Origin of the sequence: Pseudoduganella sp. OTU4001, assembly GCF_038440195.1 — a bacterium.
Classification (GTDB): domain Bacteria; phylum Pseudomonadota; class Gammaproteobacteria; order Burkholderiales; family Burkholderiaceae_D; genus Rugamonas.
Window position 1 is genome coordinate 14,335 of sequence record NZ_JASATG010000041.1, and the last position, 17,285, is coordinate 31,619.

19 protein-coding genes are annotated in these 17,285 nt (G+C 61.1%); 12 read left to right on the top strand and 7 right to left on the bottom strand.

The genetic code is table 11. The features are described 5' to 3' along the window. The first annotated feature begins 129 nt into the window (after positions 1-129). The 4 genes from AAHE99_RS26830 to AAHE99_RS24165 all read left to right on the top strand — a co-directional run bounded on the left by AAHE99_RS26830 (position 130) and on the right by AAHE99_RS24165 (position 4,483). Complete coding sequence (locus tag AAHE99_RS26830) at positions 130-498, top strand: lysozyme inhibitor LprI family protein (RefSeq protein ID WP_446728957.1); 369 nt, start codon at positions 130-132, stop codon at positions 496-498. A 42-nt stretch (positions 499-540) separates the two neighbouring features. After that, the gene (locus AAHE99_RS24155; protein WP_342120186.1) at positions 541-765 is read left to right on the top strand and encodes a hypothetical protein; all 225 of its coding nucleotides are present in this window, start codon (positions 541-543) and stop codon (positions 763-765) included. 1,269 nt (positions 766-2,034) lie between these two features. Further along, positions 2,035-3,849 (top strand): DUF885 domain-containing protein, encoded by a 1,815-nt coding sequence (locus AAHE99_RS24160; RefSeq protein WP_342120188.1) that lies wholly within the window; start codon positions 2,035-2,037, stop codon positions 3,847-3,849. 91 nt (positions 3,850-3,940) lie between these two features. Next, positions 3,941-4,483, top strand: coding sequence for an outer membrane protein (locus AAHE99_RS24165; RefSeq protein ID WP_342120190.1), 543 nt, complete (start codon positions 3,941-3,943; stop codon positions 4,481-4,483). On the opposite strand, the gene AAHE99_RS24170 is transcribed toward AAHE99_RS24165, so the two are convergent. Genes AAHE99_RS24170 through AAHE99_RS24180 form a run of 3 tightly spaced genes read right to left on the bottom strand, consistent with a single transcriptional unit; the run spans position 4,480 to position 7,006 of the window. Next, positions 4,480-5,133, bottom strand: coding sequence for a hypothetical protein (locus AAHE99_RS24170; protein ID WP_342120192.1), 654 nt, complete (start codon positions 5,131-5,133; stop codon positions 4,480-4,482). The two genes, AAHE99_RS24165 and AAHE99_RS24170, sit on opposite strands and share 4 nt — an antisense overlap. Further along, entirely contained in the window at positions 5,133-5,756 is a 624-nt protein-coding gene (locus AAHE99_RS24175) for a response regulator transcription factor (protein WP_342120194.1), read from the bottom strand. Before AAHE99_RS24175 ends, AAHE99_RS24170 begins: the two co-directional genes overlap by 1 nt. After that, a complete protein-coding gene (locus AAHE99_RS24180) occupies positions 5,753-7,006 on the bottom strand; it encodes a sensor histidine kinase (protein WP_342120197.1) in 1,254 nt (417 codons plus the stop codon). Before AAHE99_RS24180 ends, AAHE99_RS24175 begins: the two co-directional genes overlap by 4 nt. A gap of 114 nt (positions 7,007-7,120) precedes the next feature. Between AAHE99_RS24180 and AAHE99_RS24185 the strand changes: the two genes are divergently transcribed. Then, entirely contained in the window at positions 7,121-7,873 is a 753-nt protein-coding gene (locus tag AAHE99_RS24185) for a hypothetical protein (protein WP_342120200.1), read from the top strand. 1 nt (position 7,874) lies between these two features. Here AAHE99_RS24185 and AAHE99_RS24190 read toward each other — a convergent pair whose 3' ends face one another. After that, positions 7,875-8,318, bottom strand: a complete 444-nt coding sequence (locus tag AAHE99_RS24190) for an acyl-CoA thioesterase (RefSeq protein ID WP_342120203.1) — start codon at positions 8,316-8,318, stop codon at positions 7,875-7,877. A 148-nt stretch (positions 8,319-8,466) separates the two neighbouring features. Here AAHE99_RS24190 and AAHE99_RS24195 point away from each other — a divergent pair, with 148 nt between their 5' ends. Continuing rightward, the gene (locus tag AAHE99_RS24195) at positions 8,467-9,888 is read left to right on the top strand and encodes a sensor histidine kinase (RefSeq protein WP_342120206.1); all 1,422 of its coding nucleotides are present in this window, start codon (positions 8,467-8,469) and stop codon (positions 9,886-9,888) included. On the opposite strand, the gene AAHE99_RS24200 is transcribed toward AAHE99_RS24195, so the two are convergent. Together AAHE99_RS24200 and AAHE99_RS24205 are read right to left on the bottom strand one after the other, a co-directional pair. Then, the gene (locus tag AAHE99_RS24200; protein ID WP_342120208.1) at positions 9,832-10,143 is read right to left on the bottom strand and encodes a DUF962 domain-containing protein; all 312 of its coding nucleotides are present in this window, start codon (positions 10,141-10,143) and stop codon (positions 9,832-9,834) included. The two genes, AAHE99_RS24195 and AAHE99_RS24200, sit on opposite strands and share 57 nt — an antisense overlap. Further along, positions 10,112-10,747 (bottom strand): ArsR family transcriptional regulator, encoded by a 636-nt coding sequence (locus tag AAHE99_RS24205; RefSeq protein WP_342120210.1) that lies wholly within the window; start codon positions 10,745-10,747, stop codon positions 10,112-10,114. Before AAHE99_RS24205 ends, AAHE99_RS24200 begins: the two co-directional genes overlap by 32 nt. A gap of 178 nt (positions 10,748-10,925) precedes the next feature. On the opposite strand from AAHE99_RS24205, the gene AAHE99_RS24210 reads away from it, so the two are divergent. The 4 genes from AAHE99_RS24210 to AAHE99_RS24225 all read left to right on the top strand — a co-directional run bounded on the left by AAHE99_RS24210 (position 10,926) and on the right by AAHE99_RS24225 (position 15,644). Beyond that, positions 10,926-13,697, top strand: a complete 2,772-nt coding sequence (locus AAHE99_RS24210) for a M16 family metallopeptidase (RefSeq protein WP_342120212.1) — start codon at positions 10,926-10,928, stop codon at positions 13,695-13,697. Beyond that, a complete protein-coding gene (locus AAHE99_RS24215) occupies positions 13,697-14,050 on the top strand; it encodes an MmcQ/YjbR family DNA-binding protein (RefSeq protein WP_342120214.1) in 354 nt (117 codons plus the stop codon). The genes AAHE99_RS24210 and AAHE99_RS24215 overlap by 1 nt, the downstream gene beginning before the upstream one ends. A gap of 137 nt (positions 14,051-14,187) precedes the next feature. Further along, a complete protein-coding gene (locus AAHE99_RS24220) occupies positions 14,188-14,625 on the top strand; it encodes a DUF4437 domain-containing protein (RefSeq protein WP_342120215.1) in 438 nt (145 codons plus the stop codon). A gap of 146 nt (positions 14,626-14,771) precedes the next feature. Further along, positions 14,772-15,644 (top strand): endonuclease/exonuclease/phosphatase family protein, encoded by an 873-nt coding sequence (locus AAHE99_RS24225; RefSeq protein WP_342120217.1) that lies wholly within the window; start codon positions 14,772-14,774, stop codon positions 15,642-15,644. A gap of 17 nt (positions 15,645-15,661) precedes the next feature. Here the strand turns inward: AAHE99_RS24225 and AAHE99_RS24230 are convergent, their stop codons facing one another. Continuing rightward, positions 15,662-16,237, bottom strand: coding sequence for an ORF6N domain-containing protein (locus tag AAHE99_RS24230; RefSeq protein ID WP_342120220.1), 576 nt, complete (start codon positions 16,235-16,237; stop codon positions 15,662-15,664). A gap of 193 nt (positions 16,238-16,430) precedes the next feature. Here AAHE99_RS24230 and AAHE99_RS24235 point away from each other — a divergent pair, with 193 nt between their 5' ends. Continuing rightward, positions 16,431-16,901: a penicillin-insensitive murein endopeptidase gene (locus tag AAHE99_RS24235; RefSeq protein ID WP_342120222.1), complete on the top strand. Its 471-nt coding sequence runs from the start codon at positions 16,431-16,433 to the stop codon at positions 16,899-16,901. Then, positions 16,849-17,241 carry a hypothetical protein gene (locus AAHE99_RS24240; protein ID WP_342120223.1) on the top strand — a complete coding sequence of 131 codons (393 nt, stop codon included), beginning with the start codon at positions 16,849-16,851 and terminating at the stop codon, positions 17,239-17,241. The genes AAHE99_RS24235 and AAHE99_RS24240 overlap by 53 nt, the downstream gene beginning before the upstream one ends. Positions 17,242-17,285 lie beyond the last annotated feature (44 nt).

Sequence of the window (17,285 nt, forward strand, 5' to 3'; positions counted from 1 at the left end):
GGTCCGGTATGGGGCGGATGCGTCGGCCCGGTGAGCGCGTACAATCGGCCAGCAGCGGTCATTCTATTTTTCTATTAAAAGGAACTCGTGAAAAAGAAGGTGATGTTTCTCTTATCAGCCCTGACGTATATGATCGTCGGAACTGCGTATGCGAATGCTGACCGATGTTCGGACGAATCGTCGCACGCGGAACAGCGAGGCTGTCTGGAGTCCATGTTCAGAGAAGCGGAAGAACGTCTAATTCAAGCTGAGAAGCGCACTGTAGCCAAGATTACCGTGTGGGATGAAGACCTTGATTATCGTACTAAATCGAGAAAGGCACTTTCAGCTTCTAATCTCGCGTTCCGAAAATATAGGGCCAGTCAATGCGAGTTCGCTTGGTCCCTGGCAGCTGGCGGAAACGGAGCCACTGACATGCGTCTATCGTGTGCTATCGAGCTCACCGAGGGTCGCATAAGACAACTAGACGCGTATGCTGCTGGCCTCGAAAGGCGTTAACGGCCAGCAGCTGTCGGTCACCGAGGTTAAGCGGAATGAGACTTGAAGATGCCTAAAGCATGCGGAATATGCAGCCGAACACTGGACCTGAAAGACGATCCGCTTTCAATGGATTACGGCGGTGACTGTTGGGGCTGCATCGGTGAGATCGAAGCTGACATGGGTGATGAATATTCATTAGCCAAAGTCAGGGAGGAATTTGCAAAAGGACTTCGCCCAGGTTGGGTTGACGTCAGAAGTAAATCCCCAGCCGAAGACAAGAAATAATTAGACGGCCACCGGCCAGAAACAGCCATTCGAACAATTGGCGCAGCCTCAAAATTAAACATGGATGAAAACTTATTTTTAGACGATCCATCTCACCCAATATCTTGCGTCGATTCACTCGATGTACATGCTGTATGGGATGATGGTCGATCGGTACTGAGCTTAATAGTTGCCTCCCCAATGGAAATCGACCAGCGGTCGCGGGAGCGGCTGATGCGTAAGCTTGAAAATTATCTTAGCTTCATAAATAGCGAACCCTACAAAGTGGAGTACGGTTCTCCGTCACCTGCGACTACTCTTATTCAAGTCTTTCTTCACCCCGAAATGGATAGAAAGGTGGAGGAGGCATTGCTCTTGTGTAAGTCATGGGTTGAAGGGGCGAATTCAAGTCTTAAGATCCAGTACCTTAACAATGACTTGTCCGTTCCAGATGTACATTGAACTTAACAATCCGTTCCCGTTGGCCCCACCCGGCCAGAAGCGGCCCGCCGTGATGATTTTCTGAAACATGATTTCTATTCGAGAGTAGTTCTGTGACTTCGTCAAAATCCAAGGATTTCTGCCTTCGCGCAATCGCGTATTTGAAGATGCAGGTAAGTGAGGAATGCCTAAATGAAATAGCCTTAGACTTCGCCGATAGCCCGGTATTAAGGCAAATAGGGCATGGCCTTTTGGTCGCGTATCTTGTGGACGAAGGTGAGCATTTTTCCTACGTTCAGAATAGACACTTGGTTGACGCAGGAATGTCTATCGAAGAGTTGGATGAGTGCGCCATGGGAAATTTGGCTCGATTCGCTAATGAGAAAGCAGAAGTCCACCAGTACGGAAATATCTTTGCAGTTCTTTGTGGCGGAAACTTTGAGGCAAGCCTGTTGCTATGCGACCAATTCTGGGACACGTGGTATTCCGAATTGGCACCCCAGGGTTTTGTTGCTGCATTTCCGTGCAGAGATATTTTGGCGTTTGGAGACTCGGGGAGTACATCTACCGTCCAGGAATTAAACGCATTATGTGGCCGAGCTCAGGGTGGTGACCATCCATTAACAACCGAGCTATTTCGAAGAGTTGAAGGTGCGTGGCAACCGATAGTTTCGAATAGAGAGACCTGAGTATTAGCATTCACTGGAAGTCGACCGGCGGCAAAGGGGCGGAAGCCGCCCGTCGCCAACCCGATCTGCATGTCAGAAAATATGGGCTAGATATGCCGATATTGAACAGCTGTGATCCTTCGCGTATTCTTGTCGCTCCTTCATTTATATGAGACGACAAATGAAACATCGTATTACCCTTGGCGCGCTGGCGGCCGCCGTTTTGCTGGCTTATGCCCCTGTCCACGCCAACGCCGCAGCCAAGCTGGCCGCAGTGGAGCGCGCGCCGGCTAAGAGCAATGAGGCGGCGAAAAAGCAGCTGTGGGAACTGGCCGACGAGTATTACGATGCCATCGCCAAATACGACCCGGTGGGTGCGACGCAAAACGGCGACAACCGCTTCGACGACCAGATTGGCAGCTCGATTGCGCCGGCCACGCGCGCCAAGCAGTTCGACCTGTACCGCGCCTTCAGCAAGCGCCTGCAAGCCATCCCGCGCGCGCAACTGAGCCGCGCCGACCGCATCAACTACGACGTGATGGTCTTCGAGCTGAAAACCTATCTGGCCTACGAGCCGTTCCCGGAGCACCTGCTGCCGATCGACCATATGAGCAGCATGCCGGTCACCCTGGCCAACTTCTCCGGCGGCGATGCGTCGCAGCCCCTGACCACCGTCAAGGAATACGAGGCCTACCTGAGCCGCCTGAACCAGCTGCCGGCCTGGATCGACCAGGCCATCGCGAACATGAAGGAAGGCATGGCCAAGGGCATCACCCAGCCGAAAGCCATCATGACCGCCGCCCTGCCGCAGTTCCAGAAACTGGTCAGCGAAACGCCTGAAAAGAATATCTACTTCACCCCGGTGACCAAGTTCCCGGCCAGCTTCAGCGACGCCGACAAGCAGCGCCTGGCCGCCGCCTACCGCGCCGCCGTGGCCGACAAGCTGAATCCATCGATCGCCAAGCTGGCCGCCTTCATCGAGAAGGAATACCTGCCGGCCTGCCGCACCAGCACCGGCTGGGACGCGCTGCCGAACGGCGCGGCGTGGTACAAGGCGCGCATCGCCGACTCCACCACCACCAGCAAGACTGCGGAAGAAATCCACCAGACCGGCCTGCGCGAAGTGGCGCGCATCCAGTCCGAGTTCGCCAAGGTCGGCCCTAAGCTGGGCTACAACGGCCCGGCAGCCGGCCTGCCAGGCTGGATCGCGCAGCAGCCGCAGTTCTTCCCGTTCAAGTCGGACGAGGAAGTGCTGGACGTCTACCGCAAGCTGGACAAGGTGCTGGACACCAAGCTGCCCGCCATGTTCACCCTGATCCCGAAGGCCAAGCTGGACCTGCGCCTGGAGCCTGAACTGAGCCGCGATACCGCTTCCGACCATTACACCGCACCAGCGCTGGATGGCTCGCGCCCAGGCGTGTTCTGGTCGGTGGTCACCGATCCTAAAAAATACGGCAACACCGGCATGAACACCCTGTTCCTGCACGAAGGCAAACCAGGCCACCACTTCCACATCGCCCTGATGCAGGAACTGGACATGCCGAAGTTCCGCAAGTTCGGCGGCAACACCGCCTTCACTGAAGGCTGGGCGCTGTACGCCGAGACCCTGGGCAAGGAAATGGGCATGTTCGAAGACCCGGCCCAGTACTTCGGCCACCTGAGCGACGAAATGCTGCGCGCCGTGCGCCTGGTGGTGGACACCGGCATGCACGCCAAGGGCTGGACCCGCGAGCAGTCGATCAAGTACATGACCGAAACCTTGGGCGATGAAGCCGTCGCGCGCAACCAGACCGAACGCTACATGGTGTGGCCGGCGCAGGCACTGGCCTACAAGACTGGTTCGCTGAAGATCCAGGAACTGCGCGCCAAGGCCGAGAAGGCGCTGGGCAAGAAGTTCACGCTGGCCAAATTCCACGCCATCGTGCTGGGCGACGGCACGGTGCCACTGGCCCTGCTGGAAACCAAGGTCGATGCCTGGATCGCCAGCGCGAAGTAAAGCATGACTTTCGGCAGGTGCGCGCGCGCCCTGCCTTCCCTACAGTGATGGCTCACGGCATGCATGGCGTGCCATCACTGAAAGGGAATCAATGAAACGCATCATCACCATCCTCGCTTTGTGCGCGGCCGCCAGCGCCAACGCGCAAGACTACTTCGCCGGCGCTGCCATCATCGCCCCCGGCAACACCAACCTAAACACCGCCTCCGGCCGCATCGAAAGCAGCAACGACCCGCTGCGCTTCAAGCTATACGGCGGCATGAACTTCAGCGACAGCCTCGCACTGGAAGCCGGCTATGCCCACTTCGGCAAGGACCGCTTCGCCGGCAACATCGGTATTTCCTCCGACACGCTGTACGCCGCCGCGCGCGGCACCTGGCGGCTGAACGACTCCTTTGAGCTGTTCGGACGCGCCGGCATCTCGGCGCAGCGCTACCGTATGGACAACCTGGCCGGCGCGCCCGACAGCAAGAGCGGCTTCTCCCCGCTGCTTGGCGTGGGCATGGGTTACAAGCTGACCGACAAGGTCACGCTGACTTTGGAGGCCGAACACTTCGGCCGCATCGACGTCACCAATAAGGGCAAGCACTTCGGGCGCGGCGGCTATTCCGCCGGCCTGAAATACAGCTTCTAAAAACTGTACAGCAGCGCAGTGCTCCATGCCACGCTGCTGCGCCGCTCAACGCCCGGCGCGTGGGCGGCGCTCCCCGCCAGCCGGATGCCGGTGACGGAGTTCATCAGCGAGTGGCGCCGTCCCAGCCGCCAGAACCAGCGTGCACCCAGGCGGTTGCTGCGCGCATCATCCTTCTCGGTCGCCGCATGCAGCACCAGCGTGTGGTCGCCATCCAGCGTGTTGATCCAGTTGAGCGCCAGCTCCGCCTTCACATTGCCATCGCGCGCGCCGACGCCGGTGTGGGCGACCAGTTCAAGGTCATGCAAAACGCGCCACTGCACAAAGCCGCCCGGCGTGGGCTGCGAGCCGCCTTCGCCATGGGCGCGGCTGCTGAACCTCAGCATCGGGCCATATTGGAAATGCGGCTCGTCCGACAGCTTCCAGCCTGCGGACAGCCCTTCGATAAAGGCGCCGCTGCTCCACTGCATGTAAAACAGGGGATAAGCGAAGCCCTGGCGCTTGCTGCTGCCGCGCCGTTCCCACGCCTCACCGTAGGCGGCGCCTACGATGCCTTCGCGGCTGCCTTCCGGCATCAAGGTGACGGGCGACTGGGCGCGGGCCTGGCCGGGGGCAGCGGCGGCGGCCAGCAACAGCAGGCATGCGGCGCGCATCAGATCAACCCCATTTCCAGGCCATGCAGCACGGCGCGCACGCGGTCGCGTACCGCCAGCTTGGCCAGGATGCTCGACACATGGTTTTTCACCGTGCCCTCGCTCAGGGAGAGCGCCGCCGCGATCTCCGCGTTGCTTAAGCCGCCCGCCATCAGCGCCAGCACTTCCGTCTCGCGTTCGCTCAGCACCGCGCCGGTTTCCGGCACGCCGCGCGCGCTCTCGAACGCAGCGCGGGTGCGCTCGGTCAGCGCGGGACGGAACAAGGTGCCGCCTTGCGCCACCGTGCGGATGCCTTCCGCCAGGCGCTCCAGCGAAATGTCTTTCAGCAGGAAGCCACGCGCACCGGCACGCATGCCGTCAAACAGCGCGCCCTCATCGTCAAAGGTCGTGAGCAGGATGGCCGGTGGCAGCGTCGCACCGCTGCGCAGCAGGTCGATGCCGGAGCAGTGCGGCATGCGCACATCGAGCAGCAGCACATCGGCCTCGGTGCGCGCCAGCAGTGCCGCCGCCTGCGCACCATCCGCCGCCTCCGCCACCACGCGGATATCGGGCGTCATGTCCAGCAAGCCGCGAATACCGCTGCGCACCAGCATCTGGTCGTCCACCAGCACCACGCGGATCATGGCTGCACTCCTGCATGCGGCAAAGTGATGCGCAGGCCGAAGCCGCGCTGCGGCAGGTCTGCTGCTTCCAACACCCCGCCCAGTATGGCCAGCCGCTCCTTCATGCCGCGCAGGCCGTTCCCTTCCTGCGCCGTGCCGCGCCCCGCGCCGTCATCCTCGATCACGGCCCGCAGCAAGCCATCGCGCAGGGCGATATCGATCACGAGGCTGCGTGCATTGGCGTGGCGCACGGCGTTGCTGAGCGCCTCCTGCACGCAGCAGAACATGGCATGCGCCACCGCCGGTGCAGGCGCCGGCATGTCCGCCGCCACGCGCAGTGTGATGGCCGGCTGCGGGATGCCGGCGCACAGCCGTTCCAGCGCCAGCCGCAAGTCGACGCCGGCAGCCGCGCGCTCGGACGCGACCACCGCACGCACTTGCGCCAGCAGGTCGCGCGACAGTTCGTGCGCCGTCAGCAGCGAGGCGTCCGCCTGCTCACCGGCCTTGCGCCGGGCAATATCGAGATGCAGGTTGAGCGCAGTCAGGTGGTGGCCGGTGGAGTCGTGCAGGTCGCGCGCGATGCGCATGCGTTCCGATTCGCGGATGGTGTCGGACAGCAGAACCTGCGTCGCCAGCAGCTCGGCGTGTTTGGCCGCCAGCGCCAGCCGGCTGCGCCGTTCGCGCGATGCCAGCCAGCCCAGCGCAAATGTGAGCAGCACCACCAGTTGCTCCAGCAGCACGTACAGCACCGTCGCCGTGGCATTGCGGTCGCTGGCAGCGACATCGCCTTGCAGCGCCAGCACCGCCAGCACGCCAATTGACAGCGTATTCAGGCCCAGCATGGCACCCAGCGCCGCCAGCGCACGGCGCGGTGGCAGATGGCTGGCCAGCATGGCCGCCAGCACCATCGACAGCACCACCGAATGCAGGGCGCAGGCGACGCCAAGCTGCAGCGCCAGCAAGCCATGGTCGGCGGCGGGCGTCGGGCGCCTGGCACCGCGCAGCCGCAGCGCCGTCGCCGCGACGAAAACCGCGCATAGCAGCGCGGCCAGCGCGAGGAATATCCGCAGCGCCACCACGGCATGGTCCGAGCCGGCGCGCAGCAGCGACGCAGGCGGCGCAAACCAGCCTGCAAGGTGGCGCGCCAGCACGCCGGCAGGGCTGAACAAATCGGCACTGCCCGGGCCGAGGAACCATGGCACCAGGATTTCGATGGCGGCGCCGGCCAGGCTGGCGAGCAGGATGACGCGGGTCGTGAGGGTGGCCGGCATAGATGGCAAAAAATTAATGGCGCCGCAATTTTACTCGGCGCGGGCGCGCACGGGCAGTGCCGCCATGACTTTTGGCAGGGGTAGCGGGCGCCGCCTGCACTACAATGCCTGCCCATGAACCGTTTGCCCCTATTGATCGCCGCCGCCCTGCTGGCCGTCGCCGCAGCATACGCAACGGACGCCGCCAGCGCCAGCGCCAGCGACGATATGCAGGTGGTGCAGGTGCCCGCAGCCGCCGATGCCGAGTGGCACAGCTACCGCCATGCCTACAAGGCCGCCAGCTTCTTCGCGCCCTACGTTGCCAAGCGCCCGCTGATCCAGGCCCACCTGCAGATCCGCCCGCTGGCGCCGGACACGCCGATGGACGGCCTGCGCATCCAGCTGGTGGGCGAATCCACCAGCCTGGACATCCCGGTCGACGCGCTGGGCCGCGCCACCCTGCCCATGCTGAAGCAAGCCTTCGACGAGGATGCCGTGCTGCGCCTGAACCGGCGCAAGGGCTACTACCAGTTCAGCGGCCGCTACTCGATCCGCGCGCGCGAGGACGGCGTCTACTCCATCGGCATGCTGCGCGAAGCCTGCGAGCAGCTGATCTCCGCCCAGCGTGCCTCCGGCTACCGCCTGCGCCTGCTGGGCAAGGACTGCAAGGGCATCAAATTCATCTATGCCCCCGGCGATGCCACCGCAGCGGTCGAACTGCGCAGCGGCGCCGACAGCCAGCGCATCGCCGCCCAGCCCGGCTTGCCGTTCGAGAACCGCACCATGGGCCCCTACCAGGTCGCCACGGTGCGCCTGGCCGACTGGCCGGCGCAGGCGCAAGTGGTGCCGCTGCCAGGCCTGCTGGGCATCGGCACGCTGTACGAATAGCCTACTTCTTCAGCGCATAGCGCTTCAGGCGCTGGATCACAATCTCCGGCAAGACCGTGATCTGCTTGGCGTGGTTGGCAAACACGATTTGCTGGCGCCCCACGCCGACCGGATGGCCGTTCGAGTAAAAGCGGAACTCCAGCCACAGCGAGCAGCGCCGCACATCGTAGGTATTGACCTCGACGTCGATCTCCTGGAACGGGAAAGTCTCCTGGATATAGTCCTGCGACGCATGCTTGGTAATCCATACCCCCTCGTCTTTCAACAAGTCGCGCGCAATGCAATCGAATAGCATTTTCTCGCGGCAAATGCCCTGCCATTCGAAATAGCGGGCGAAATAGGTATTGCCGTAAGCATTGGAATCCTTCAGGTACACCGACAGCTTGTGATGGAAAGTGAGTTGTGCGGCGGGGGCTTCGTTAGTCTCGGGGGAATGCATGTACATGTGCTCAAGTCTCCAAAATTGCACTGGCAACTGCCAGCACCATTACTTTTTGCAGATTCCCACGATGAACCATTGATAAATATCAATACTTGCGCATTTACTCGCAATAAGCTGTCAACAAATCTTTCTCATTCGCTGAGGTACATCAATGTTTGCCCTTTTTCCGGCATTGGTCTCAGCCCTGTTTATCGCTTATGGGCTGTACGTGCTCCGCTCGCGCGGAACGAGCAAGCTTGCCCTGACGTTTTTCGCCGTCTGCCTGACCACCTGCTTCTGGCAGGCCAGCTGGGCGCTGCTGTTCATGAACAGCGATCCCGGGCAGGCGCTGGTGCTGGCGCGTATCGGCTACCTGGCGGTGCTGTTCGTACCGACCACGCTGTACCACTTCATCATCGAACTGACCGGGGCGCGCGGAGACCGCCCCTGGCTTTATCTGAGCTACCTGCTGGCCGGCCTGCTGGGCGTGCTACTGCCCGGCACCGATGCGGTGCTCTCGGGCGTGCAGCACTTCTTCTACGGCTACTACCCCAAAGCCGGCTGGCTGCACCCGCTGCACTTGCTGCAAACCGGGCTGCTGGCGGGCCGCCTGATCTGGCTGCCCTACAAACGCCAGCAGCGCGCGGTATCGATTGAACGCACGCGCCTGCGCTATTGCCTGGTGAGCGTAGTGATCTACTCCGGCGCGGTGATCGACTACCTGTGCAACTACGGCGTGGAAATGTACCCGCCGGGCGTGGCCTTCATCATCGCTTCGCTGGGCCTGATCGCCCAGGCCATGGTGCGCCACAACCTGCTGGCCGACCCGATGGCGGCCGCCGCCACCATCGCGCACGAAATGCGCACGCCGCTGGCCAGCATCCGCAGCCAGACCCGTATGCTGTCGCGCTGCCTGCCGGAGCTGATTGCCGGCTACCGCCCCGAGCACAAGGGCGCGCTGGGCGAGCGCCAGCTGCAGCACCTGGGCGAGATCGCGCGCAGCATCGATGCCGAGGTATCGCGCTCCAATTTCATCGTGGACATGCTGCTGGCATCGGCGCGCGATGGCGTGATGCAGCGCGAAACCTTCGCCGTGCACTCGGTTGCTGTATGCGTGGACGAGGCGATGGCCTGCTATCCCTTCTCCGGCAGCGAGCGCGCCCGGGTGCGCGTCACCATCAGCAATGAATACAGCTTCTACGGCTCGGATGTCCTGCTGATGTTCGTGCTCTACAACCTGCTGAAAAACGCGCTACAGGCGCTGCAGCTGAATGGTCCCGGCTCGGTGGAAGTGGAATGCTTCTCGCGCGGCGTGCAGAACTGGCTGGTGGTGACGGATACCGGCTGCGGCATCACGCCCGACGTGCTGCCCCATGTGTTCGAACCGTTTTACACCACGCGCCGCAGCGGCAGCGGCACCGGCATGGGCCTGGCCTTCTGCAAACGGGTGGTGACCGCCTTCGGCGGCGAGATCAGCTGCGAATCGGAAGCCGGGCGCTACACGCGGATTTCGATCAGCCTGCCGCGCACCACGGAATCACCACGCCACCCGGCCGGTAAGCATATCGCGGAACATTACCCAGTCGCCCATTAGGCTGAACAAGGGGTACTTGAAGGTGGCGGGACGGTTGTGCTCATAGAAGAAGTGGCCGATCCAGGCAAAGCCGTAGCCCACCACAGGGACCAGCCACAGCAGCTTGAGTTCCCCGGTCACCGTCACCATGGCCAGCAATAGCAGCACCAGGCTGGAACCGATGAAATGCAAGCGGCGGCAGGTGCTGTTGGCGTGCTCCTGCAGGTAGAAAGGGTAGAACTCCTTAAAGGTCTGGTACCGCGTCTCCATGCTCATCCTCCGGATGGATATCTTTGATGATGTTATCGAGGTCGGTATCGTCGCCCAGCACGAATACCTTGCGGTCTTCCAGCATCTTGAGGATGAAAGGCTGCTGCTCGCGCAGGCGGCGCTGGAAGTCGTCCACTGAATACAGGTTAGGATAAATCTTGCGGCGCAGGATGCGCTCGGCCACCGGCAAGCGGTTCAGCAGCTCGCCATACGTGGTGTTTTCGCCAATCAGCAACAGTTCCACCGCGCCGGTCGAGTCTTCCGCCTCCTTGACCGTGGTACCGTAGACGAAAGCAACGCTGAGCTGGCGGCGCATCGGCGCCAGCGCCGAGTTCAGGACGCTGACCAGGCCGAAGGTTTTTTTCACCAGGCTGGCCAGCTCGGCATACACCAGATTATCTTTGTTTGGGCGGAATTGGCGTACATTACCGATGCGTTCGGAGACGATCAGCCCCGACTCATGCAAGCGCTTGAGTTCGCGCTGCGCCGAAGCGCTGCCCAGCCCCGTCAGGCGCATGATTTCATTGAGGTGGAATCCCTCATTCACGCGCACAAACAATAAGCCCAGCAGCTTCTGCTGGGCAGGGGTAAACAGGGCGGAGGCGATCATGCGCCAAATATTAGCATGGCTTGGCGCGGTTCAAAAGCAACATCGTGCTCGCCTATACAGAACGAAACATGGCCACGCTGGCTTTTCGTCAAGATTTTCTGCATGCTAACGGCTCTGCCGTATTGGAACTTGCCAACGCAATACGGCACCCCATCCAAACCGAGAAAAAAGGTATGCCATGAACCAGATCCTGCGTCTCGCCGTCGCCGCCGCTTTGGTGGCCACCGTCGCCGCACCAGCCACCAGCGCCCCTGCCGCCAAGCCGGCCGCCAGCGCTGCGGCCTTCGACCTCAAGCCTTACACCATCCCGTACAAGAAATTCACGCTGCAGAACGGCCTGACGCTGATCGTGCACACCGACCACAGCGTGCCGATTGTCGGCGTCAACATGTGGTACCACGTGGGCTCGCGCAACGAGAAGCGCGGCAAGACCGGCTTTGCCCACATGTTCGAGCACTTCTTCTTCAATGGTTCGGAGAACTACCCGCACGGCTTCCGCGAAGCGATGGACGACCTGGGCGCGACCAACCGCAACGGCACCACCAACTACGACCGCACCAACTTCTTCGAAGACGTGCCGGTATCGGCGCTGGAACGTACCCTGTACCTGGAAGCCGACCGCATGGGCTTCCTCGGCAACTACATCAACAAGGAAATGCTGGAGCGCGAGCGCGGCGTGGTATCGAACGAGAAGCGCCAGGGCGAGAACCAGCCCTACGGCCGCGCGCGCAGCGAAATCGTGCAACGCATGTACCCGTACTCGCACCCCTATTCCTGGCCGGTGATCGGCTACATGGAAGACCTGCAGGCCGCCAGCCTGGACGACGTGAAAGAGTGGTACCGCACCTACTACGGCCCGAACAACGCGGTCATCTCGCTGTCCGGAGACATCACCCCTGAACGCGCGCTGGAGCTGGTGAAGAAATACTTCGACGGCATTGCGCCCGGCCCTGCCCTGGCCCGCACCGAAAGCTGGATCCCTACGCTGGACCGCAACATCCGCGACACCATGGAAGACCAGGTGCCGCAAGTGCGTATCTACCGCGCCTACCACATGCCCGGCTGGGGCACCGCCGACGCCCAGCGCCTTCAGCTGTTCGCCGATGTACTGGCCGGCAGCAAGAGCGCGCGCCTGAACAAGCGCCTGATGTACGACAAAGGCCTGGCCACCGGCGTCAGCGCCGGCGCCATGCCGTCCGAAGTCACCGGCATCTTCCAGATCACCGTCACGCTGAAGCCGGGCGCCGACGCGGCCGAAGCCGAACGCGAAATCGACGCCGTGCTGAAAGAGCTGCTCGACAAAGGCCCGACCGCCGCCGAACTGGCGCGCGTGAAGACCGCCACCTTCGCCGAGTTCTCGCGCGATATCGAACGCCTGGGCGGCTTCGGCGGCCGCAACGACGTGCTGGCGCAAGCGATGACCTACGGCGGTTCGCCGGACGCCTACCTGGCCAACCTCAAGCTGCTGGCCGACGCCACCCCGGCCGAAGTGAAGGCCAGCGGCGACAAATGGCTGCGCGCCAACCACTACACGATGACGGTTTCGCCCGCCTCCAAACTGGCCGCCGGCAAGACCAATGTCGACCGCAAGGTGCTGCCGGCACTGGGCGGCGCACCCGACGTCGGCTTCCCCGCGATGCAGCGCGCCACCCTGTCCAACGGCCTGAAAGTGATCCTGATGGAGCGCCACGGCGCCCCGATCGTCAACGTGACCCTGGCCGTGGATGCCGGCTCCTCCGCCGACAGCGCCGCCAAGTCCGGCCTGGCCTCGCTCACGCTGGACCTGCTCGACAAAGGCACCAAATCGCGCGACGCCTTCCAGTTCTCCGACGCCCTGGAATCGCAAGGCGCGCGCCTGCTGACCGCCACCACCGCCGACCTGTCGCTGGTGCGCCTCAGCTCCACCTCGCTGAACCTGAAAGCCTCGCTCGACCTGATGGCCGAAGCCGCGCTGAACCCGGCCTTCCCCGAAGACCAGTTCAAGCTGCAGAAGCAGCGCCGCATGGCGCAGATCGGCCAGGAAAAGGCCAATCCCCTCGCTATGGCCCAGCGCCTGGCCTCCTACGCCGCCTATGGCAACGACAGCGCCTACGGCCGCCCCGCCAGCGGCAACGAGAAGTCGGTAGAGGCCCTGAGCCGCGCCGATCTGGCCAAATGGCACAACGACTGGTTCAAGCCCGGCAACGCCACCCTGGTCGTCGCCGGCGACACCACCATGGAGAAGCTGAAGCCGCTGCTGGAAAGCGCCTTCGGCAAATGGTCCGGCGGCGCCGCACCGAAGAAGGAAGTCGCAGCCGGCAGCCCCCTGTCCAACAAACGCGTCTACCTGATCGACAAACCGGATGCACCGCAATCCGTGATCATCGCCACCCACCTGTCGCAAACCCAGGGCCAGGCGGAAGACCTGGCAATGGAACCGGTGATGCAGAACTTCGGCGGCATGGCCACCTCGCGCCTGAACCGCAACCTGCGCCTGGACAAGCACTGGAGCTACGGCGTGCAAGGCGGCCTGACGAATGTCCGCGGCCAGCGCGCGTTCGTGATCCAGGCGCCGGTGCAGACCAACAAGACCAAAGAGTCCATGCTGGAGCTGCAAAAGGAGATCAAGGACATCGCCGGAGCGCGCCCGATCGTGGGTGAGGAATACCAGAGCATCATGCGCAATATGACCTCGCGCCTGGCAGGCCGCTTCGAAACCCTGGCGTCCCTGGAGAATGCCGCCCTGCAGTCGATCAACCTCAAGCTGCCGGAAGACCACTGGGCCAAGTACGCCGGCAATATCCGCGCCCTGAGCGAACAGCAGCTCGGCGCCGCCGCACCGAAGTACGTCAAGCCCGATGAAGTGGTGTGGCTGGTGGTCGGCGACGTGAAGAAGATCGAACCCTCGATCCGCGAGTTGAACTGGGGCGAAATCATCCGCCTCGACACCGACGGCAAACCGCTGAACTGATGGACACGGAGCAGCTGAAAGCCCACTGCGCCAGCCTGCCTGGCGCAGACAGCCTGCTGCACGCGCCGCCGGTCAATGTACTCAGCTACAAGATCGGCGGCAAGACCTTCGGCTACTTCAAAACCAGCGCGCCCGAACAGTGGCGCTTCAGCTTCCGCGCCACGCCCGACCGCTTCCTCGAGCTCACCGGCATGCCCGGTGTCAAACCGGCCCGCTACATGGGCCGCTACCACTGGGTCACCATCGTCGACGTCAGCCGCTTCCAGGAAGACTACCTGGTCGAGCTGGTGCAATGGTCCTACGACAAAGCGTTCGCCTCCCTCCCCAAATCCCGCCAGCGCGAACTCCGCTAACAGCCCAGCCCGTGTCCACCATGGGGTCAGGCTCTTTGGTGGACACGAGCTCGGCTGCAAAAGCCCGGCAATTGCCATTTCATCTGCTACGCTGGAAGATGCTTCATCCAACAACGTCACCCTATTAGGAGCACACCATGAAGAGCTCAGCATTAGCGGTATTGACGATTTGCACACTGGTCGGCAGCGGCGCGCTGGCCAAAGATAAACCGAAGCAAGACGTGATCTGGCCTGCGGACGCCATCAAATGGGAAGCCGGCCCCCTGCCTGGGACCAAGCTTGCGACCTTGTGGGGAGACCCGAAAAAAGGCGGCAACTTCGGCATGCTGGTCAAGTTCGATGCCGGCGTCATGCACCCTTTGCACCATCACACGCACAACTTAAAGCTGACAATCATCACCGGTACACTCATCCATAAAACCGAAAGCGGCGCCGAAAGCAAAGTTGGTCCCGGCTCCTACCTCATGCAAGCCGGTGGCAACAAGCACATCAGCGGCTGCATGGCTGGCGCCGAATGCCAGTTCCTGGTGGTCTCGGACGGCAAGTTCGACTTCATCGATGCTACGAAGAAGTAGCCATGGAAGTCCTCAATGAACGCCGCCGAACGTGGCGTTCATTGATTAGTAAGCTGCCACGAAACTCGCCCCTTTGCCCTTCCCCCACTCTCAGTAGACTGCACCTTGCCATATACTAGCCTTTCCGACTTTCGAGATAGGTGCGCATGATGAAACTCCGCAGCTTGCTGAAGCTGGTGATCCTGGCCTCGCTGACGCCTGCCGCCTTCGCGCAGCAGGCCGCGACCCTGAACATCGCCACCTACAACCTGCGCATGAATACCGAGAGGGACGGCCTCAATGCCTGGCCGCATCGCAAGGAGCTGGTGAAAAGCCTGGTGCGCTATCACGACTTTGATGTGCTTGCGACGCAGGAAGGTCTGCCAGACCAGATCGCCGACCTCGACGGCATGCCAGAATACGCGCACGTTGGCGTCGGCCGCGATGACGGCAAGAACGCCGGCGAACACTCCGCTATCTTCTACAAACGCCAGCGTTTCAAGCTGCTGCGCAACGGTGACTTCTGGCTGAGCCAAACGCCGGACCGTCCCTCGCTGGGCTGGGACGCAACGTGCTGCCACCGCATCGCCTCCTGGGCGCAGCTGCAGGACCGCCACACCAGCCGCAAGTTCTACATCTTCTCGGTTCACTTTGACCACGAAGGCCAGGTGGCACGCCGCGAATCGGCCAAACTGATGCTGAAGAAGGTGAAGGAGATCGCCGGCGCGGAACCTGTGATCGTGGCGGGCGATTTCAATTCCATGCCAGAGACCGAGCAGATCGGCACCATGAAGTCAGTGCTGGCCGATGCATTCGACATCAGCGCCACACCTGCCTACGGTCCGGCCGGCACCTTCAACGCCTTCAGAATCGACAGCCCGCTGGATGAACGCATCGACTATATCTTCGTCAGCCCGCACGTGAAGGTGCTGAGCTACGCAACGCTGACCGACTCGCGAGCAGGCCGCTTCCCTTCCGATCACCTGCCAGTACTAATCAAGGCCCGCATCGGTGCATCTTTATCTCGCCCCCGTAAGTAGCCCCTAGCGCGGCGGTACTACTTTAGCTCGGAGTCAGGCCGGGCTTTATCTTCATGTTCAACAAAGCCAATTGAACGCTTCTTCGTTGTTTCTGGCGGAACTACCAATTGCCGGATGGCCTCGAAGATTTGCTGTATTTGCTGCTCCGTCGTACTGGCAAAAGCTTCGTGATCGTGAGCCATATTTTTCACTGTTGCTTCTAGCTCATTCAACCGCCTCGAAACTATCCAGGCCTCGCGCAGATGAACAAATGCCCGCATGATTTCGATATTGACTGCAATTGCTTGGTTGCTATTTAAGACTGTCGACAGCATCGCGACACCTTGCTCGGTGAACGCATAAGGCGCATAGCGCCGCCCACCCCTAACAGAGTTTGAGGTCACAGTTTGTGACCTCAAATTCGCCCACTCGACGGCATCAAGCCGGAACATGAAATCCGGTGGGAATCGATCCAGGTTCCGCCCGACAGACTGGATGAGCACTTTAGTCGCGACACCGTATAGCTTTGCCAAGTCAGCATCAATCAAGACATTCTGCTCACGCACAACGACAATTCGGTGCTCGACTTGAATTGGGCTACTGGCAGCATTCATTGTTCTGCTCCTGGAAGCTGTTCCGCGCTTTCGGCCTCCCGCGCCAGGCAGCTAAGCGTGAGACCAATGCTCTCACACCAAGTCAGCGTGGAACATGAGCAACGTCAATCATTATTGGCAAACGTGACGGAGATCAATACTGCGGGCGTCCAACTGGCTAAGCTGAAACTTCGTCAAACTCAGGAGAATCCGAATGGAAAGCACAGCTCCAACCGACAATCGTGGCTATTTCCTGCTCCCACAAGCTTATGAAGGTGGTGGTTACTATGTCTACGGCACTCCTGATCGAGGCCGTGGGCAATATGCCCACCCAAGTCTCGTGAGCGCGCTACTTGAAGTGGCCCGTCAATGGAGCTTTAAGGACAAAAGAAAGTTCGGGATCGGGAATATCAGCCTCGCAGGAGGTGATAAGTTCGAACCCCACGCATCACACCGAAGCGGCCTGGAAGTCGACATTCGTCCGATTCGAAAAGACGGCAACCGTCTCCCCTGTTTCATCACCGACCGGCAGTATGATCGCCAAGCCACAGCCGCACTTATTGAACTTTTTCAAGAACATACCAAAGTTCAGCTCATTCTCTTCAACGACAAGCAAATTCCAGGAGTTCGGCATGCTGCAAAACACAGCGATCACTTCCATGTCCAAATTCTCATTTCTAGCTAGCGCAGTGACTCTTTGGGGAGCAGCGCATGCACAGCAGGAAATCCCCCCGGAATTCAAGCCGATTCAGGGACGCTATATGACGTACAGCCTCGGGCTAGGAGATCCAGCTCCGGCAAAGCGTCACGACAGCAAGATTGCGTTCGCTGTTTCCGGCGACGCAGCTCGAAAGATGTTTGATGCAATGGCGCCAGATGTGCATGACATCTGCACGGCAGGTTCTGGCGTTCGTGTGCGCACCAAAGAAAACGTTTCATGCCAGCGCGAGAAGGACGGCAGCTTCCATTGCAGTTTTGGATTTGATCTGCGCACAGGCAAAAGCATAGGCGGCAGCGTCTGTTAAAAAAAAACGCCACCTTGCAGGGTGGCGTTTTTTTCAGCTAGCTG